Consider the following 18901-nt stretch of genomic DNA (forward strand, 5'->3'; position numbering starts at 1 on the left):
CCGTCGTCTTCTGCCTGATTCACACCATCCCGCCGTCCGCCCGGCCGGGTCATCTCTCTGGTTGCTGTCGGCCCGGCAGCGGTTCGCGGACGGCCACCCGGGCCGCCGTGTACGCCGCCCACGCCACGATCGCGAGCAGATCCGGATCGGTCACGCCCTCGTCGCGGACCGCGCCGACCACGGTGTCGTCGACCCGCCACGACGCCACCGCTGTCAGCAGCGCCAGCCGGGCCGCCGCCCGCTCCCCGGCCGGGACCGGGCGCAGCAGCGACGCGACCACCGGGCCGGCGCCGAGTGCCGTCAGCCCCGGGCCGGGGGCCCGCGCCTGCCCGCGCACCAGCTCCCGGACCTCGGCCGGCAGCGCCCGCGCGCCGGCCCGCTCGATCGCCGCGCCGGCCCGGGCCAGCGCCTGGCCGAGCGCCCCGGCGCCGGCCCAGCCCAGGTCCGCGGGCAGCGTGGCGGCCGGCAGCAGGTCCAGATCGGTGCCGGGAGCGGGCCGGTACCGCGCGAACCGGCCGAGCACCGAGGCGGCCGCCCGCCGGGCGCCGCCGAGGGCGGCCGGTGGCACCGCCGGCAACGGTGTCGGCGGCAGGAAGACGTTCACCATCCGGTTCAGGTAGTGGAAGGTGAACGCCACGCCGGTCCGCCGGTCGTGCCCGGGGCCCGGGGGCGCCGGCCCGGTCCCGGTGGCCCAGCGCGCCGTCGCGGCCCGTCCCGGGTCGTGGACGGCGGCCCAGTCCCCGGCGGCCACCGCCGCCGCGTCCGGGTGCCGGATCAGGCCGCTGAGCGCGGCGCCGTGGATCTCCACGCAGTACGGGCACCGGTTCGCCAGCGACACCGCCGCGGCGACCACCTCCCGGTCGGCCCGCGGCGGCTCCCCGTCGGTCAGCAGAGTCTCACGGACCAGCAGCCAGGCCGCGGCCAGCAGGCCCGGGTCGGCGGCATGCAGCGCCACCGGCGGCGCGAGCATGCCGAACTCCCGTTCCATCCGGGCGTAGACGGTGGCCACGGCACCGGTCGCGGCGTTCGGCCGGACCGGTGCCACATGCCGGATCTGAGCCAGGGTGATGCCCCGGGTGGCCCGGGCGAACAGACCCGCCATCGCGGTCATCCCTCGCGCGGGGCCGGACCGGCCACCACCGGCCGCGCGGAGCTGCGGACACCCTCCGGCAGGGTGCCGTGGTAGGTCACGTCGACGCCCCGGGCCGCGGCCGCCCGGACGATCCCCGGCATCGCCCGCTCGGCCAGCGCCGCGATGGTCAGCGCCGGGTTGACGGTCAGCGCGCCGGGCACCGCGGAGCCGTCGGTGACGAAGATGCCCGGGTGCCCCCGCAGCTCGTGGGTGTCGTCGAGGGCGCTGGTCCGCGGGTCGTCGCCGATCCGGCAGGACGACAGCGGGTGCACGGTGTAGGCGCCGACCAGGTCGTTGGTCCACGGCCGTACCCGGGCCAGGCCGTCCTTCTCCAGGATGTCGCGGACGTCGGCGTCGGACAGTTCCCAGCCGCGCCAGGTGTTCTTGGTGGGGGAGTAGCTCAGCGGGCCGGTGCCGAGCATCTGCTGCGACAGCCGGACCGCGTTCCCAGTCTCCGGCGGCGGGCCGAACACACCCTCGTTGTCGTCCTCGGACATGGTGAAGACGGTCAGCCACGACTGCCAGCGCCGGAGCATCTCCTTCTTCTCCCGGCCGAACCAGGAGGGCCCGGTGGCGTCCGGAACCTGGGCGAGGATGGTTCCGAGACCGGGCGGGAAGTACAGCTGCTCCAGGGAGTAGCGCTCGAACTCGGGCAGATCGCCGTCGAGCTTGTCCCAGCACGCCACGGTCGGCCCGCGGCCGATCTGGTTCGCCGCGTACGCCGGCCCGTCCTCCCGGCTCAGCCCCAGCACCTCGCGGACCCGGTCCTCGTCGAAGACCGCGGTGTTGAGCCGTTCCCCGTTGCCGGAGAAGTAGCGCCCGACCGCGTGCGGCATCGGCCCCAGGTCGGGTTCCGAACGCTGCAGGATCACCGGGGTCGCGGCCGTGCCGGCGGCCAGGATCACGATCTTCGCGTCGATCTCGCCGGAGTCGTGCAGGACGCGGTAGTCGGTCTCGTCGACGACGCGGTAGTGGACCCGGTAGCCGCCGTCCGCGTTGCGGGTCAGCCGCTGCACCTCGTGCAGGGGCCTGATCTCGGTCCGGTGCTCCAGCGCCCCGGGCAGGTAGTTGAGCAGCATGGAGCGTTTGGCGTCGAACCGGCAGCCGGCCATCATCCAGTTGCAGTTGGTGCACCGGTCGACGTCGACGGCGGCCGGCGAGGGGTTGGCGGTGCGGCCGGAATGATGGCAGGCGGCGCCGAACAGGCCACCGGCGTACGGCACCCGGTCCCACTCCTGCTGACGGATCGGCAGGGCCCGGCTGACCCGGTCGTACCACGGATCGAGGGTCTCCCGGGTGATCGCGGCCGGCCACATCGGCTGGTCCAGTGATCCCCGGCGGCGGAAGACGAACTCGGGCGCCCGGGGCATGGTCGCGAAGTAGACGACGCTGCCGCCGCCGACACAGTTGCCGCCGAGGACGCTCATGCCGTCCCCGATGACGAAGTCGAAGACCCGGGTGTACGACTTGCCGAGCTGGAAGTCGTGGTCGAACTCGTCCGCGGTCAGCCAGGGGCCTCGCTCCAGCATGACGACCCGGGCGCCGCCGGTGGCCAGGTGGTAGGCGGCGATCGACCCGCCGAAGCCGGTGCCGATCACCACGACGTCGGTGCTCTCCACGGTCATGCCGGGCTCCCCGTCGCCGTGGTGCGCGGATGCGGATCGGCCAGCCGCCGGCCGTAGGAGAAGGACGGGAAGCGCCACAGCCCGTCCGGTCCGGGGCGGGCGTAGCCGATCGCGAGCAGGCCGGGATGGCCCTGCTGGAACGCCTCGGCGGTGGCCAGGTGCGCGCCGGTGTCGAACGCCATGTTGCTGAACAGCGCGAGCCCGACCCACATCGCCTTCTCCGGGTGCTCGGGCGCGGTCAGTTCCGCCACCAGGGCGGTGCGGTCCGGGAACGACAGGCCGACGAACGGCGGCACGTCGTCCGGCGGTTCCAGCCCGTGCTCCGTGGCGTACCGCCCGGCGTGCTCGTTGAGCGTGATCACCAGGGAATCCAGGGTGGGTGCCAGACCGGTGGCCGGATCACGCAGCAGGTCCAGCGCCCCCGCGGCCACCGCGCCGCCTCCGGAGTCGGCGCCGGCCACCGCACGGTCACCGGCGTGCCGTTTCTCGCCGGGGACAATGGTGTCGGCAAATGCTTCCAGCGTCATCGTCCCGACGTTTCCGAACGTTTCCGATGGGGCAGTCATGGGCACCTCTTACCGGACTCGTGGATCATCGACGAAGCTTCGGAACGACGGTTCCGGAGCCGGTCCATACTCTTACCCGGGGCCTTCGGCGCGCATCTTCCCGAATGCTTGAACGACGTGATCTACGGAAACGTGCGCTCCCTTTTCCGGTGTGTTGCCCGTCACTTTGTGGCGCCTTTACGCTCGCCCTCATCGGCTGGCTCGGGGAGGTGCCGTGATCACGGACCGGGTGATCTCATCAGTGGCGCAACGGCAGGTACGGCACGTCGTCCCGGTGGATCCGGCCGCCGCGCACGGGGTGGTCGACGGGATCTACCGGCAGGTCGCCGACGAGATGCGGATGGTGATCCCGCCGGCGTTGCTGCACTCACCGTCGCCCGAGGCGCTGACCGCGTACTGGCTGCTGCTGCGTGAGCCGCTGCTGCCCGCCGGGGCGGCCGGCCGGGCGGCGAAGGAGGCGGTGGCGTCCGCGGTCGCCACCGCCACCACCTGCCCGTACTGCGTGGACATGCACACCATCAACCTCTACGAACTGCTCGGTGAACAGGCCGCGGAGACGATCGCGGCCGCGGCGCCGGACGAACTCGCCGACCCGGGCCTGCGGGCTCTGGTCGGCTGGGCCGCCGGTGCGCACCGGCCGGGCGCCGGGCGGCCCGGGACGGCCCGTGGCGGGTGCCGGGCCGAGCTGATCGGGGTGCTGGTCGGCTTCCACTACCTGTGCCGGATGGTGAACGTCTTCCTGTCCCCGGCGCTGGTGCCACCACGCCTCGGGCCGGGTGCCCGGCGGCGGTTCAAGCGTGGGGTGAGCGTGCTGACCCGGCCCACCCTGCGGGCCGGGCACGAGCCGGGCCGGGCGCTGGCGTTCGCCCCGGTGGCGCCGCTGCCGCCGGACGCGCGGTGGGCCGCGGCGGACCCGGTGGTCGCCGCGGCGACCGGGCGGGCCTACGCCCTGTTCGACACGATCGGGGAGCGCTCGGTATCGCCCGCGGTCCGCGCCCTGGTGGCCCGGCGGGTGGCCGGATGGCGGGGCGAGGACATGGGCCTGAGCCGCCGGTGGTGCGAGCCGGACCTGGCCGGGCTGCCGGCCGGCGACCGGGCGGCCGGGCGGCTGGCGCTGCTCACCGCGCTCGCCTCGTACCAGGTCGACGACGAAGTGATCGCCGGCTACCGGGAGCACCACCCCGGCGACCGGGAACTCGTCGAGACCACCGCCTGGGCCGCCTACCTGGCGGCCCGCCGGATCGGGGCCCGGCACGCCGGGTTGCGCATCTTTGAAGAACCCTGATCACCGCCGCCTCTGGCACATTCAGTGACGGCTTGACTACACATGGACAACTGTGGGAGGGGCTGGGCATGACCGCACTGCTGGGCACCGCCAGGCGGATGCTGATGGCGCCGTCGTTCGGCGAGGTCGGGTTCCAGGCGCGGGGCTTCGGTCTCACACCGACCGCCGCCACCCGGCGGCTGGAACAGATCCCGCAATCGGTGGTGATGGGTTTCGCCTGGGGCATCGAACTGCCCTCGCTCGCCGAGCTGGAACAGCACCTGGCTCTGGTCGAGCCGGAGATGCGTGGTTTCGCCTACGAGGGCGCCACGATGGCCTGCACGATCCGGGACGCGATGGCCGGCGGGCGTGGCCGGCGCACCCGTGACCTGCTCGACGGTCCCGGGCGCCGGCACATCTTCCTGGCCTACATCGGCATCGGCTTCGCGATGGCCCGCCTGCCCCGCCCGCTCTGGAAGAACGTGGTGCCGGACCTGCGCGACGTCCCGTACCACCCGGTGATGAGCTGGCTGGCGGTCGACGGCTACGGCTTCGACCTGGCCTACTTCCACACCGAGCGGTGGGTGGGCGGGCAGCGCCGGCCCAAGCCGTACCCCTTCGACGGGCATCCCGGCTACTTCCTCCGATCGGTCGACCACGGCATCGGCCGGGCGCTGTGGTTCATCCACGGTGGACGGCCCGCCGACGTGGCCGCCCGGCTCGCCGGTTTCGCCACCGAGCGGCACGCCGACCTGTGGGCCGGCGTCGGCCTGGCCGCGACCTTCGCCGGCGGCGCCGGCGCCCACGACTACGAGACGCTGCGCCGGGCGGCCGGCCCGCACCGGGCCCAGCTGGCCCAGGGTGCGGTCTTCGCGGCCAAGGCCCGCGACCTGTCCGGTCATCAGCCGGCACACACCGCCGTCGCGGTCGGCGCGCTGACCGGGATGTCGCCGGAGTCCGCGTCGGCGCTCGCCGACGACGTCACCACCACCAGCGCCGAGGGCTCCGGTGACATGCCCGCCTACGAACTGTGGCGCCGCCGCATCGCCGGCCGATTCGAGCCGGCCGCCGCCGCACCCTCCTGAACCGGACCGCCGAACGCCCCAGCCCAGCAATTCCGAAGATGACCGACCCTGCTCTTCAGGTGACCATTCTGGTAAGGCTCCGACAATATTCGACCGCCATTCGTTTGGAGGATTCCATGAAAGCGTGGCGAATGCTGCGGCGTGCTGTTCTCACTCCGAACAGGTCGGCTACCAAGGTCGACGTGCGCGGTTTCCACGTCAAATCAGAATCTGCGCGTGAGCTTTTCGAGAAGGTCGGTGACAGCTTCCTGGACGGGTACGCGGCGGCCGCCGGAGCCACCCGCAACGCCGACATCACGCCGGAACTCAGCGGCCTCAGCACCCAGTTCCGGGGCTTCGCGTTCGAGGGGGCCGCGATGGCGTACGCGATCCGCGACGCCCTGCACCCGCTCGGTGGCCGGCTGGTGGCCCGCTACCTGGCCGGGCCCGGCGACCCCCACCTCTACATGGCGTACGTCGGCGTGGGCTGGGCGATGGCCCGGCTGCCCCGCGCCCGATGGAGCACCCTGCACGCGCCGGACCCGGTCCTCAAGTGGCTGGTCCTGGACGGCTACGGATTCCACCAGACCTACTTCCGGACCAGCCGGTACGCGCACGGACAGCAGAACCACGCCCGCTTCCCCTGGCCGGCCGGCGACCGGCGCGGCTACGCGACCCGGGCCATCGACCAGGGCATCGGCCGGGCCATGTGGTTCGTCGCCGGCGGGGACGTCACCGAGGTCACCCGCCGGATCAACGGATTCGCCGAACCACGGCGCGCCGACCTGTGGAGCGGCACCGGCCTGGCCGCCTCCTACGCCGGCTCGGTCGGCGAGGAGGACCTGGCGCGGCTGCGGCGATCCGCCGGGCGCTACGCACCGGACCTGGCACAGGGCTCGGCCTTCGCCGCCGGGGCCCGGGTCCGGGCCGGGCTGGTCGTGCCGCACACCGATCTCGCCACCGGGGTGCTGTGCGGGATGACCGCCGCCGAGGCGTCCGCGGTGACCGACGAGGAACTGCCGTCCGCCGCCGACGACGCCGGAGAGACACCCGCGTACGAGATCTGGCGCACACGGGTCGCCCGCCGTCTCACGTCGCGGGTGGGGAGCTGACAGCGATGCAGGCCGGGAAGGAACGGGACGGCATGTCCAGAATCGCGATAATCGGGATGGCATGCCGGTATCCGGATGCCGACTCACCGACGCAACTGTGGGAGAACGCGCTGGCCGGTCGCCGGGCGTTCCGCCGCCTGCCGGACGAGCGGATGAGCCTCGACGACTACTACGACCCCGACCCGGCGACCCCGGACCGGTTCTACACCCGCAACGCGGCGGTGCTCGAAGGGTACGAGTTCGACCGGCTGGCGTACAAGATCGCCGGGAGCACCTACCGGTCCACCGACCTGACCCACTGGCTGGCCCTCGACATGGCGGCGCTGGCCCTGGCCGACGCCGGCTATCCACGCGGCGAGGGGCTGCCCCGGGAACGTACCGGCGTCGTCGTCGGCAACAGCCTCACCGGCGAGTTCACCCGGGCCGGGCAGCTGCGGCTGCGGTGGCCGTACGTCCGGCGCACGATGGCCGCCGCCCTGCGGGCCGAGGGCTGGGACGACGACCGCCTCACCACCTTCCTGCGGGGTTTCGAGGAGACCTTCAAGAAGCCGTTCCCGCCGGTCGGGGAGGACAGCCTGGCCGGCGCCCTGGCCAACACGATCGCCGGGCGGATCTGCAACCACTTCGACCTCAACGGCGGCGGCTACACCGTCGACGGCGCCTGCTCGTCGTCGCTGCTGTCGGTGGCCACCGCCTGCCGCTCACTGCTGGACGGCGACGTGGACGTGGCCCTCGCCGGCGGTGTCGACCTGTCCATCGACCCCCTGGAGATGGTCGGATTCGCCAAGACCGGGGCGCTGGCCACCGGTGAGATGCGCGTCTACGACCGTGGATCCAACGGCTTCTGGCCGGGCGAGGGCTGCGGCATGGTCGTGCTGATGCGCGAGCCGGACGCCCGCGCCGCCGGCCACCGGGTGTACGCCACCGTGGCCGGATGGGGGGTGTCCTCCGACGGCAAGGGCGGCATCACCCGGCCCGAGGTGGCCGGCTATCGGCTCGCCCTGCGCCGGGCGTACGAGCGCAGCGGGTTCGGCATCGACACGGTCGCGCTGTTCGAAGGGCACGGCACCGGGACCAGGGTGGGTGACGCCACCGAGCTGACCGCGCTGGCCGCGGCCCGGGCCGGCGGGCCGGTGCCGGCGGTTGTCGGCTCGATCAAGGGCATGATCGGCCACACCAAGGCCGCGGCCGGGGTGGCCGGACTGCTGAAGGCGGCGATGGCGGTGCACCACGGTGTGCTGCCGCCGGCGATCGGCTGTGTCGATCCGCACGAGGTGCTGACCGGCGACTCGCCGTTGCGGGTGCTGCGGACCGCCGAGCCGTGGCCGGAGGGCATGCCGCTGCGGGCCGGGGTCACCGCCATGGGGTTCGGTGGCATCAACACCCACGTGGTCCTGGAGAACCCGGCGCCGCGCCGCCGGTCGATGTCGGACCGGCACCGCTCGATCGCCCGCGGGCTCCAGGACGCCGAACTGCTGGCGGTGGACGCCGCCGGCCCGGACGAACTGCGGGCCCGGCTGGCCGGCCTCGCTGGCGACGTCCCGCGGCTGTCCTACGCGCAGCTCGGCGACCTCGCCGTCGCGCTGCACGGCGAGCTGCGTGACCGGCCCTACCGGGCGGTCGTCGTCGGGTCCACCCCGGACCAGGTCACCCAGCGCCTCACCCGGCTGATCCAGGCCCTGGACGCCGGGGAGACCCGCCTCTTCGCCCCCGGCTGCATGCTCGGGCACGTCACCGGGCCGGGCCGGATCGGCTTCCTGTTCCCCGGCCAGGGCTCGGGCCGGGGGGTCAGCGGCGGTGCGCTGCGCCGCCGGTTCCTGGACGCCGCCGCGGTCTACGAGGACGTCAAGCTGGACGCCGGTGGCGACGTGGTGGCCACCGAGGTCGCCCAGCCGCGCATCGTCACCGGCTCGGTGGCCGGCCTGCGGGTGCTCTCCGGGCTCGGCATCGAGGCGCGGGTGGCGGTCGGCCACAGCCTCGGCGAACTCAGCGCCCTGCACTGGGCCGGCGGGATGCCGGAGGAGACCCTGCTGCGGGTGGCGGGCGTGCGGGGCCGGACGATGGCCGCGCACAGCAGCACCGGCACGATGGCGGGCATCGCCGCCTCCGCCGAGATCGTCGCCGGCATCATCGCCGAGGTCGACGTCGTCATCGCCGGGTACAACGGCCCCGAGCAGACCGTGATCGCCGGTTCGCCCGCGGCGGTCGACGAGGCGTGCCGGCTCGCCGGGGCGGCCGGGCTGCGCACCGCCCGGCTGCGGGTCTCGCACGCCTTCCACTCGCCGCTGGTGGCCGAGGCCGCCGCCGCCTTCGCCACCGAGCTGACGGACGAGGACTTCGCGCCGATCGGCCGCCGGGTGGTCTCCACCGTAACCGGCGAGGCGCTGGCCCCGGACACCGACATCCGCGCGCTGCTGCACCGGCAGATCTCCGTCCCGGTGCTGTTCAGCCAGGCCGTCGCGCTCGCCGCCAAGGACATCGACCTGCTCGTCGAGGTGGGGCCGGGACAGGTGCTCGCCGACATGGCCACCGCGATCACCGACGTCCCGGCGGTCGCCCTGGACACCGACAGCGAGTCGATCGCCGGGCTGCTCGGTGTGGTCGGCGCCGCCTTCGTGACCGGCGCCGCCGCGATCGACACGGCGATCTTCTCCGGCCGCCTGGTCCGCCCGCTGGACCTGGGCCGGGAGAACCGTTTCCTGGCCAACCCCTGCGAGGCGGCCCCCGCCTCCACCCTGCCGGCCGCGGTCCCCGCCTCCACCCTGCCGGCCGCGGACCGCGGTGACGTCCCGGCCGCGGAACCGGACCGCGTCGGGGAGGACAGCGCCCAGCTGCTGCGCCGGCTCGCCGCCGAACGTGCCGAGCTGCCCCCGGAGATGATCGGCCCGGACAGCCGCCTGCTCGACGATCTGCACCTGAGCTCGATCACCGTCGGCCAGATCGTCAACGAGGCGGCCCGGCGGATGAACGTCCTGGTCGAACAGGTGCCGGTCAACTTCGCCGTGGCGACCCTCACCGAGGTGGCCGCGGCCCTGGACTCGGCGGCGGGAGCGGCCGGAGCGGCGGGAGCGGCCGGGCCGGCCGCGTCGAGAGCGGCGGTGGCCGGCGCCGCGCCGTGGGCCCGGGCCTGGCGCGTCGACGAGGAGGAGACCTCGGCGCCGGAGCGGACCGAGCCGTACGAGAGCGGCGCCTGGCGGGTGTTCGCCCCGCCCGGTCATCCGGTGGCCACGGAGCTGGCCGAGGCGCTGCGGCAGGCCCGGCTGGGCGACGGCGTGCTGATCTGCCTCCCGGCCGAACCGGTGCCTGCTGATCTGCTGTCCGCCCTGGACGGGGCGCGGGCCGCGGTGACCGCCGGGTCCGGGCGGCTGGTGCTGGTGCAGCCGGACGGACCGGGCGCGGCGGGGATCGTGAAGACCGCCGCGCTGGAGGCGCCGGGCCTGAGCGCCACCGTGGTACGCCTGTCCGGTGCGGTGGACGTGGTGGCGCGAACCGTCGCCGAGGTCGCCTCCCACCACGGCTTCCGCGAGGTGGGCTACGACACCGGCGGCGTGCGGCGCGAGCCGGTGCTGCGGGCGATGCCGGTCGCCGCGGACCGGTCCGTGGACCCGCTCGGTCCCGGTGACGTGCTGCTGGTGACCGGCGGCGGCAAGGGGATCACCGCTGAGTGCGCGCTGGCCCTGGCCGAGGACAGCGGCGCGTCGCTGGCCCTGATCGGACGCTCCGACCTGACCGCCGACGCCGAGCTGGCGGCCAACCTGAAACGCATCGAGGCCCGGGGCGTGACGGTGCGCTACCGCCGGGCCGACGTCACCGACCCGGAGCAGGTGCGGCGGGCGGTGACCGAACTGACCACCGCCCTGGGCCCGGTCACCGCGGTCCTGCACGGCGCCGGGCGCAACGAGCCCACCGCCCTGACCAATGTGACCGCCGATCTGCTGCGCCGGACCTTCGCCCCCAAGGTGGACGGGTTGCGCACGGTCCTGGACGTCGTCGGCCGGGACCGGCTGAAGCTGCTCGTCACCCTCGGCAGCATCATCGGCCGGTCCGGGCTGCGGGGCGAGGCGCACTACGCGGCGGCCAACGAGTGGCTCGCCGCCCTCACCGCCGAGGTCGGCCAAAGCCATCCGGGCTGCCGGGCGGTCTGCCTGGAGTGGTCGGTCTGGTCCGGCGTCGGCATGGGCGAGCGCCTGTCCGTGGTGGAGAGCCTGGAACGGGACGGCGTCACCCCGATCACCCCGGACCAGGGGCTCGCGGTGCTGCGCCGGGTGCTCGCCGATCCGGACGCCCCGGCCGCCGTGGTCGTCAGCGGCCGCACGCTCGGCATCGGCACGGTGCGCTACCACCTGCCGGAACTGCCGCTGCTGCGGTTCGTCGGCGAGCCGCTGCTGCACTTCCCGGGCGCCGAGCTGGTCACCGAGGTGGAGCTGAGCGCCGGCACCGACCTCTACCTGCCCGACCACCACCTGGACGGCAACCTGCTGTTCCCGGCGGTGTTCGGGATGGAGGCGATGGCGCAGGCCGCGGCCGCGGTGACCGGCCGGCCGGAGACACCGGTGATCGACGGCGCCGAGTTCCTGCGGCCGATCGTGGTGCCGCCGGACGGGTCGACCCGGATCCGGATCGCGGCCACCGTCACCGGCGACGACGAGGTGGCGGTCACGATCCGCAGCGCCGAGACGCTGTTCGCCGCCGACCATTTCACCGCGACCCTGCGGTACGGCCCGGACCTCCCGGACGGCGGGCTGGTCGAGCAGATCCCCACCGGGCTGCCGCCGGTGGCCCTGAACCCGGCGGACGACCTCTACGGATCGGTGCTCTTCCAGGGCGACCGGTTCCAGCGGTTGCGCGGCTACCACGCGGCGGCGGCCAAGCACGTGGACGCCGATCTGGCCACCGACGACACCGTCCGCTGGTTCGCCGGCTACCTGCCGGACCGGCTGCTGCTCGGTGATCCCGGCACCCGCGACGCGCTGATGCACGGCACCCAGATCTGCGTCCCGGACGCCACCCTGCTGCCCACCGGGGTCCGCCGGGTCGTTCCGGCCGGTCCCGGCCTGGGCGGGGCCCGGACGGTCCGGTACGCGGCGGTCGAGCGGTGGCATGCCGGGGACGATTACGAGTACGACGTGCAACTGCGCGATCCCGACGGCACGCCGCTGGAACGCTGGGAGGGGCTGCGGCTGCGCGCCGTACGCCGGCTCGACGGCCGTGGTCCCTGGGTGCCGGCGCTGCTGGGCCCGTTCCTGGAGCGGGTCCTGGACGATCTGGCCGGTGCGGGCGTCGCGGTCGCGGTCGAACCGGACGGGGCCGGGCTGCGCGACGCCCGGCCCGGTGAGCCGGGCCAGGTCGGGCGGCGGCGGGCCGCGACCGCGGTGGCGGCCGGCCGTGCGGCCGGAGCGCCGGTGGTGGTGCGCTACCGCCCGGACGGCCGGCCGGAGATCGACGGCGGCCGGTCGCTGTCGGCGGCGCACGGCGCCGGTGTGACGGTGGCGGTCACCGCGGCCGGGCCGGTCGCCTGTGACGTCGAGACCGCGGTGCCGCGGCCGGCCGAGGACTGGGCGGCGCTGCTCGGCCGGCACATCGATCTGGCGACGCTGGTGTCCACCACCGCCGGGGAGGACGCCGACGTGGCCGGCACCCGGGTCTGGGCGGCGGTGGAGTGCCTGCGCAAGGCCGGCGGGCCGGGGGACGGGCCGCTCACGCGGCTACCGGGCGCCCGGCCGGGCTGGGTGGTGTTCGCCGCCGGCCCGCTCCGGGTGGCGACGTTCGTGACGTACCTGCGCGATGTCACCGACCCGGTGGTGTTCGCGATCCTCAGCGACGGAGGTACCCCCGCGTGAGCGCCAAGTACTTCGAGTACCTGCACACGGTCGGTTTCGAGGAGACCAACCTGGTCGGCAACGTCTACTACGTGAACTATCTGCGCTGGCAGGGCCGGTGCCGGGAGATGTTCCTGAAGGACCGGGCCCCGGACGTGCTGGCCGATCTGCGCGACGACCTGAAGCTGTTCACCCTCAAGGTGGACTGCGAGTTCTTCGCCGAGATCACCGCGTTCGACGACCTGGCCATCCGGATGCGGCTGCTGGAACTGGGCCAGACCCAGGTGCACTTCGGCTTCGACTACCTGCGGCTGGACTCCGGCGGCGGCGAGACGCTCGTGGCCCGCGGCAGTCAGCGGGTGGCGTGCATGCGCGGCCCCAACACCCGGACCGTGCCGGCCCGGGTCCCCGACGCGCTGGCCCGGGCGCTGGCGCCGTACTCGGCCTAGTCGATGGAGGAGATGATCGTGGAGGCACCGGTTGCCGACCAGCGGTCGCTGCGGCGGGTCCTGGGCCACTTCGCCACCGGGGTGACGGTGGTGACGGTCGGTGGTGACGTCCCGCACGGAATGACCGCGAACTCGTTCACCGCCGTGTCGCTGGATCCGCCGCTGGTGCTGTTCTGTGTCGGGCACACGGCCCTGATGCACGCGGCGCTGCTGGAGGCCCCGGCGTTCGGGGTCTCGGTGCTCGCCGCCGACCAGGAGGCGGTCGCGCGGTATTTCGCCGACCGGGACCGGCCGTTCGGCGCGGAGGAGTTCGCGTCGGTCGACTGGCTGCCCGGCGCCCGCACCGGGACACCGTTGATCGCCGGCGCCACCGCGCATCTGGAGTGCGTGCCGTGGCGCACCTACGACGGCGGTGACCACACCATCTTCCTGGGCCGGCTGCTCACCGCGGGCAGCCGGCCGGACGAGGACGCCCTGCTGTTCCTGCGCGGGCGGTTCCACCAGCTCCGGCCGACCACCAGCGACGTGATCGGATGACCGCCGTCGCCCCCGCCCGGGGCCTCGCCGGGCCGCCCCGCCGGGCCGCGCTGCGGATGCTGGCGGTGATGTCCGCGGACCGTCTCGGCATGATGACCGACGCCGCGGCCCGCTACGGCGACGCCAGCCGGCTCCCGGTCGGGCACAAGTCCCTCTACTTCTTCAACCACCCGCGGTACGTCAAACACGTGCTGGCCGACAACGGCGCCAACTATCGCAAGGGCATCGGACTGGTGCACGCCCGCCGGGCGCTCGGCGACGGCCTGCTGACCAGCGAGGGCGAGCTCTGGCACGAACAGCGCAAGGTGATCCAGCCGGCGTTCCGGGCCCGGCGGGTGGCCGAGCAGGCCGCCGGCATCGCCGAGGAGGCCGAGCGCCTGGTGGCCCGGCTGCGGGAGGCCCCGGCCGGGCAGCCGGTGGTGATGACCGACGCGCTGACCGGGCTGACGCTCGGGGTGCTGGGCCGGGCGCTGCTCAACGCCGACCTGTCCCGGTTCCCGGATCTCGGTGACTCGTTCGCCGCGGTCCAGGACCAGGCGATGTTCGAGCTGGCCACGCTGAGCGCGGTGCCGACCTGGGTGCCGCTGCCCAAGCAGATGCGGTTCCGCCGGGCCCGCGCCGACCTGCAGGCGGTGGTGGACCGGCTGGTGCGCGAGCACGACTCCGACGACCCGGAGAACGACGTGCTGAGCCGGCTGGTCGCCTCCGCCCGGCGGGAGAGCGACCCGCGGACCGGGCGGATCCGGATCCGCGACGAACTGGTCACCCTGCTGCTGGCCGGCCACGAGACCACCGCCAGCACCCTCAGCTGGACGCTGCACCTGCTCGACGACCACCCGGAGGTGTGGGAGCGGGTGCACGACGAGGCGGTCCGGGTGCTCAGCGGGCCCGGCCCGGTGACCGCCGACGTGCTGCACGGGCTGCGGTACACCACGATGGTCGTCGAGGAGGCCATGCGGTTGTACCCGCCGGTCTGGCTGCTGCCCCGGGCGGCCATCGGTCCCGACGTGGTCGGTGGCCACCCGGTTCCGGCCGGGGCGGACGTGCTGGTCTGCCCGTACACGATGCACCGGCATCCCGATTTCTGGGAGCGGCCGGAGCGGTTCGACCCGGAACGCTTCGCCCCGGAACGACCCCACGACCGGCCCCGGTACGCCTACATACCGTTCGGCGCCGGTCAGCGATTCTGTGTCGGCAACAGCCTCGGGATGATGGAAGCGGTCATCGTGACCGCGATTCTCGCCCGTGAGTTGCGGATCCGTAAGGTTCCGGGCCGGCCGGTGGTGCCCGAGCCGATGTTGTCGCTGCGGGTGCGCGGAGGACTGGTGATGACCGTCCACGACGCGCGCCGCTGAGTGCCGGCGGATCTCGGTGTTCGCAAGAAAGTCCATCTCGAGTCACCCAGGGGGATCCCTTGCCCGCGAATCCCGTCGGCAGGCTGCGCCGACTCGCACCCGCCCTGTTCGTCGTCGTCCTCGCCGCCGGATCGTACGGTTTCGCGCGGATCCCACCGGTGTCCGCCGCGGAGCGCGATGCCGCGGCCGCCGGATTCGCGTTCACCAGGCTGCCCGTCGAACTGCCGCCCGGCCTGGCGCGCAACACCGTCCGGACGGTCAATCCGAAGTACGAGGACATCCGCTCCTGGGTGTCCTCGGTCGGCGCGGCCGTGGCGGTCAACGATCTGGACGGCGGTGGCACGGCCGACGATCTCTGTCTGGTCGACACCCGCAGCGACAGTGCCGTCGTCACCCCGGTGCCGGGGACCGGCGCGACGTACACCCCGTTCGTCCTGGACCCGGCGCCGCTGCCGACCGGCCCGGCGATGGCGCCGATGGGCTGTGTCCCGGGCGACTTCAACAGCGACGGCCGGATGGACCTGATCGTCTACTACTGGGGCCGCACCCCGGTCCTCTACCTGCGCAAGGCCGACGCCACCGGGCTCAGCAACGCCGCCTACCGGCCCACCGAGCTGGTGCCGCAGGCCGAGACCTCCGACGACCGTTACCGGGGTCCGCTGTGGAACACCAACGCGGTGTCGGTGGCCGACTTCGACGGTGACGGCCATCCCGACGTCGGCGTCTTCAACTACTTCCCGGACAGCGCCGTCCTGGATCCGGCCGGGCAGCCCAACGTGCAGATGAACCACTCGATGTCGAACGCCCGCAACGCCGGTGGGGCGCACATCCTGCGCTGGACCGGCGCCACCGGCGGCGCCGAACCGGTGGTCACCTTCCAGGAACAGGACGCGATCCCGTACGAGTACGCCACCGGGTGGACCCTGGCGGCGAGTTCCGCGGACGTCGACGACGACCTGCTGCCCGAGTTGTACGTCGCCAACGACTTCGGCCCCGACCACTTCTTCCGCAACGTCTCGACCCCGGGCCGGATCGCCTTCCGGCTGGTCCAGGGCGACCGCGGCCCCTTCGACCCGAAGTCCCTGGTGGTCGGGCACGACTCGTTCAAGGGTATGGGCGTCGACTTCGGCGATCTGCGCAACAGCGGGTCGTTCGACATGTTCGTCAGCAACATCACCACCTCGTGGGGCCTGGAGGAGAGCAACTTCTTCTGGAAGGCCAGCACCACGTCGGCGGCGGCGGCCCGGGACACGATGGCCGGTGGGCGGGCGCCGTTCGAGAACGACGCCGCCGACTTCGGCCTGGCCTGGGTCGGCTGGGGCTGGGACATCAAGATGGCCGACCTGGACAACAGCGGCGACATGGCGGTCGTGCAGGCGGCCGGGTTCGTCAAGGGCGACATCAACCGGTGGTCCTGGCTGCAGGAGCTCGCCGCCACCAACGACCTGATGCTGCAGGACCCGACCCTGTGGCCGCACGCCCGGCCCGGTGACGACATCGCCGGTTCGCAGCCGTTCGCGGTCTGGGCCAAGGACCCGGCGAAGGACGACCACTACGTCGACATCGCGCCGTCGCTCGGCATGACCGACACCACGCCCAGCCGGGGCATCGCGGTGGCCGACACCACCGGCTCCGGGTCCCAGGACTTCGCGGTGGCCCGCCAGTGGGGCGCACCGGAGTTCTGGCGCAACGACCGCAAGGCCGACGGCGACTTCCTCGGGCTGCGCCTGTGCCGCCCGGCGGAGGGCAACCCGGGCGCCGGCACCCCGGCCTACGGCGCCAAGGTCGAGATCACCATGGCCGACGGCCGGACCCGGGTCGCCCAGCTCGACGGTGGTGGCGGGCACTCCGGCAAGCGGAGCTTCGACGTCTTCTTCGGGCTCGGGCAGGCCGGCGCGCAGCCGGTGTCGGCCGAGGTCAGCTGGCGCTCCGCGGACGGCTCGGCACACCGGCAGACCCTGTCGCTGCAGCCGGGCTGGCACACCCTGATGCTCACCACCGAAGCGAAGGAGGTTCCGGCGCGATGACCGAGGCACACCCCCTCAACATGACCCGAGCGGGCGCCGTCACAGCGATCCCCCCGGTCAGCACCCCGGTCGGCACACCGGCCACCACGGCCGGGCCGGTACCGGCGCCGAAGGGCCCGCCGGCGGTGGAGCGTGTCGACCGCCGTGACCCGCGCTACATGGCGCTGCGCAACTTCGCGATCTCGATGTCGATCTTCAACATCCTGGGTTACACGGTGCTCGGCTTCGAACAGCCGTGGACGTGGCCGCTGTTCTCGATCGCCCTCGGCTACTCCGTCGAACTGGCCGTGGAGTGGATCAGCGCCCGGGTGAACGGCCGGGCGCCGGGATACTCCGGCCACGGGATGTGGGGCCTGTACACCTTCCTGCTGCCCGCGCACATCACCGCGCTGGCCGCCAACATGCTGCTGTACGCGAACGACATGTACTGGCCGATCGCCTTCGCGGTGATCGTCGCGGTCGGTCAGAAGGCGATCCTGCAGGCGCCGATCAAGGGCCGGATGCGGCACTTCATGAACCCGTCGAACCTCGGGATCACCGCCGCCCTGCTGGTCTTCCCGTGGGTGAACGTGGCGCCGCCGTACCACTTCACCGAGAACGTCCCGGACACCTTCCGGATGCTCGTCCCGATGATCATCCTGACCGCCGGCACCGTGCTCAACGCGATGCTGACCAAGAAGGTGCCGTTGATCCTCGGGTGGCTCGGCGGTTTCGTGATCCAGGCCCTGGTCCGGTACTGGATCTGGGACGTCGCCCTGCTCTCCGCGCTCGGGATCATGACCGGGGTGGCCTTCATCCTGTTCACCAACTACATGATCACCGACCCCGGGACCACACCCACCCTGGGCCGCTGGCAGTTCATGTTCGGCGCCGGTGTCGCCACCGTCTACGGCGTGCTGATCGCCTTCAACGTGGTGTACACCCTGTTCTTCGCCGTCTGTATCGTCTGCCTGATCCGTGGTGGCTACTGGTGGGCACGCTGGTATCAGGAGAAGCGCCGGCCCGCACCGGCGGCGGTCGCCGTCCCCGCCTGACGCTGACACGAGAGCGCCCCCGGCCGACCGGCCGGGGGCGCTCTCGTGTGGTGTCCGCTCAGACGGCCGGCGGGAACTGGCCCGGTTGCCGCCCCTCGCCCGCCGGGCCCCGGTACGCCTGGGCGATGGTGAGCCAGTGCGGGGCCTCGGTCCCGGTGGCCGTCAGGCGCAGGTCGTCCGGGTGCCGCCGCCGGGTGAAGAGCAGGCAGAGGTCGACGGCCGGGCCGGACACCACCTCGGTGCACTCCGGCGGCCCGAAGGCCCAGGCCGCGCCGGACGGGGCGGTCAGCTCGAAACGCAGCTCCACGTCCGGGGTGGCCAGCCCGCGGGCCTGGTAGCCGAAGTCCCAGGTGCGCACCCCGAACTCCACCAGGTAGCGGATCCGGTCGGTGTGCACCCGCCGGATCCCGAGACCGTCGGCGATGTCCTGACCGTGCCCGAACAGCTCCATCATCCCGGCGGTGGCGAGCACGGCCGCCGGCAGCGGGCGGACCAGCCACGGCACGATCCGGTCACCGGGCAGCGCGCTCAGGGCCTTCTCGGCGAACGCCTTCTCCTCCTGCCAGCGGCTCAGCAGCACGGCCGGCGGGCCGTCGAGGTAGGGCGCCATCGCGCCCCGGACGTTGGCGTCGAAATCGGGGCTCAGCCGGCCGGCGATCGCGGTGAAGGTGTCCGGCTCGGCGGCGGCCAGACCGGCCAGCTTGAACGTGGCGGCCAGGTGCGCCACCTGGTGGGCCACCGTCCAGCCCGGCGCCGGGGTGGGCGTGCGCCATCCGTCGTCGTCCAGGCCGGTGATCATGGCGTCCAGATCCGCGCCGTCCGCTGCGAGGGCGGAGACGACGCCGGTTTCGAGTTGGGTCATCGGGGTTTCCCTTTCGGTGCGCGGGCTCGGAGCCCTCAGCTTCGGTTCCGGGCCG

General features: G+C 73.4%; 13 protein-coding genes. 9 read left to right on the plus strand and 4 right to left on the minus strand.

Translation table 11 applies throughout. The annotated features are described in order from the left end of the window. Window positions 1–49: 49 nt before the first annotated feature. Genes ACQ0O7_RS33060 through ACQ0O7_RS33070 form a run of 3 tightly spaced genes read right to left on the minus strand, consistent with a single transcriptional unit; the run spans window position 50 to window position 3284 of the window. On the minus strand, window positions 50–1102 hold the full coding sequence (locus ACQ0O7_RS33060) for a carboxymuconolactone decarboxylase family protein (protein WP_430788002.1): 1053 nt from the start codon (window positions 1100–1102) through the stop codon (window positions 50–52). A gap of 5 nt (window positions 1103–1107) precedes the next feature. Beyond that, the gene (locus ACQ0O7_RS33065; RefSeq protein ID WP_430788004.1) at window positions 1108–2757 is read right to left on the minus strand and encodes a GMC family oxidoreductase N-terminal domain-containing protein; all 1650 of its coding nucleotides are present in this window, start codon (window positions 2755–2757) and stop codon (window positions 1108–1110) included. Then, on the minus strand, window positions 2754–3284 hold the full coding sequence (locus ACQ0O7_RS33070) for a DUF5987 family protein (protein WP_430788006.1): 531 nt from the start codon (window positions 3282–3284) through the stop codon (window positions 2754–2756). The genes ACQ0O7_RS33065 and ACQ0O7_RS33070 overlap by 4 nt, the downstream gene beginning before the upstream one ends. A 253-nt stretch (window positions 3285–3537) precedes the next feature. Between ACQ0O7_RS33070 and ACQ0O7_RS33075 the strand changes: the two genes are divergently transcribed. From ACQ0O7_RS33075 to ACQ0O7_RS33115, 9 genes are all read left to right on the plus strand, one after another. Beyond that, on the plus strand, window positions 3538–4608 hold the full coding sequence (locus ACQ0O7_RS33075) for a carboxymuconolactone decarboxylase family protein (RefSeq protein ID WP_430788008.1): 1071 nt from the start codon (window positions 3538–3540) through the stop codon (window positions 4606–4608). A 68-nt stretch (window positions 4609–4676) separates the two neighbouring features. Next, entirely contained in the window at window positions 4677–5672 is a 996-nt protein-coding gene (locus ACQ0O7_RS33080; protein WP_430788082.1) for a DUF1702 family protein, read from the plus strand. 116 nt (window positions 5673–5788) lie between these two features. Beyond that, complete coding sequence (locus ACQ0O7_RS33085; RefSeq protein ID WP_430788010.1) at window positions 5789–6763, plus strand: DUF1702 family protein; 975 nt, start codon at window positions 5789–5791, stop codon at window positions 6761–6763. A 32-nt stretch (window positions 6764–6795) separates the two neighbouring features. Beyond that, the gene (locus ACQ0O7_RS33090) at window positions 6796–12603 is read left to right on the plus strand and encodes an SDR family NAD(P)-dependent oxidoreductase (RefSeq protein WP_430788012.1); all 5808 of its coding nucleotides are present in this window, start codon (window positions 6796–6798) and stop codon (window positions 12601–12603) included. Then, window positions 12600–13031 (plus strand): acyl-CoA thioesterase, encoded by a 432-nt coding sequence (locus tag ACQ0O7_RS33095; protein WP_430788014.1) that lies wholly within the window; start codon window positions 12600–12602, stop codon window positions 13029–13031. Before ACQ0O7_RS33090 ends, ACQ0O7_RS33095 begins: the two co-directional genes overlap by 4 nt. A gap of 3 nt (window positions 13032–13034) precedes the next feature. Further along, entirely contained in the window at window positions 13035–13568 is a 534-nt protein-coding gene (locus tag ACQ0O7_RS33100) for a flavin reductase family protein (RefSeq protein WP_430788016.1), read from the plus strand. Next, complete coding sequence (locus tag ACQ0O7_RS33105; RefSeq protein WP_430788018.1) at window positions 13565–14923, plus strand: cytochrome P450; 1359 nt, start codon at window positions 13565–13567, stop codon at window positions 14921–14923. Before ACQ0O7_RS33100 ends, ACQ0O7_RS33105 begins: the two co-directional genes overlap by 4 nt. Before the next feature lie 59 nt (window positions 14924–14982). Next, window positions 14983–16950 (plus strand): CRTAC1 family protein, encoded by a 1968-nt coding sequence (locus tag ACQ0O7_RS33110; protein ID WP_430788020.1) that lies wholly within the window; start codon window positions 14983–14985, stop codon window positions 16948–16950. A gap of 20 nt (window positions 16951–16970) precedes the next feature. Next, a complete protein-coding gene (locus ACQ0O7_RS33115) occupies window positions 16971–17984 on the plus strand; it encodes an enediyne biosynthesis protein (protein WP_430788084.1) in 1014 nt (337 codons plus the stop codon). A gap of 58 nt (window positions 17985–18042) precedes the next feature. Here ACQ0O7_RS33115 and ACQ0O7_RS33120 read toward each other — a convergent pair whose 3' ends face one another. Continuing rightward, entirely contained in the window at window positions 18043–18846 is an 804-nt protein-coding gene (locus tag ACQ0O7_RS33120) for a TIGR03084 family metal-binding protein (protein WP_430788022.1), read from the minus strand. Between the last annotated feature and the right edge of the window lie 55 nt (window positions 18847–18901).

The sequence above is a fragment of the Actinoplanes sp. G11-F43 genome, from assembly GCF_050589265.1.
Classification (GTDB): Bacteria; Actinomycetota; Actinomycetes; order Mycobacteriales; family Micromonosporaceae; genus Actinoplanes.

Coding starts and splice junctions, on each gene's coding strand:
- ACQ0O7_RS33060 (WP_430788002.1), bottom strand. CDS start 1,102: ATGGCGGGTCTGTTCGCCCGGGCCACCCGGGGCATCACCCTGGCTCAG.
- ACQ0O7_RS33065 (WP_430788004.1), bottom strand. CDS start 2,757: ATGACCGTGGAGAGCACCGACGTCGTGGTGATCGGCACCGGCTTCGGC.
- ACQ0O7_RS33070 (WP_430788006.1), bottom strand. CDS start 3,284: ATGACGCTGGAAGCATTTGCCGACACCATTGTCCCCGGCGAGAAACGG.
- ACQ0O7_RS33080 (WP_430788082.1), top strand. CDS start 4,677: ATGACCGCACTGCTGGGCACCGCCAGGCGGATGCTGATGGCGCCGTCG.
- ACQ0O7_RS33085 (WP_430788010.1), top strand. CDS start 5,789: ATGAAAGCGTGGCGAATGCTGCGGCGTGCTGTTCTCACTCCGAACAGG.
- ACQ0O7_RS33090 (WP_430788012.1), top strand. CDS start 6,796: ATGTCCAGAATCGCGATAATCGGGATGGCATGCCGGTATCCGGATGCC.
- ACQ0O7_RS33100 (WP_430788016.1), top strand. CDS start 13,035: ATGGAGGAGATGATCGTGGAGGCACCGGTTGCCGACCAGCGGTCGCTG.
- ACQ0O7_RS33105 (WP_430788018.1), top strand. CDS start 13,565: ATGACCGCCGTCGCCCCCGCCCGGGGCCTCGCCGGGCCGCCCCGCCGG.
- ACQ0O7_RS33115 (WP_430788084.1), top strand. CDS start 16,971: ATGACCCGAGCGGGCGCCGTCACAGCGATCCCCCCGGTCAGCACCCCG.
- ACQ0O7_RS33120 (WP_430788022.1), bottom strand. CDS start 18,846: ATGACCCAACTCGAAACCGGCGTCGTCTCCGCCCTCGCAGCGGACGGC.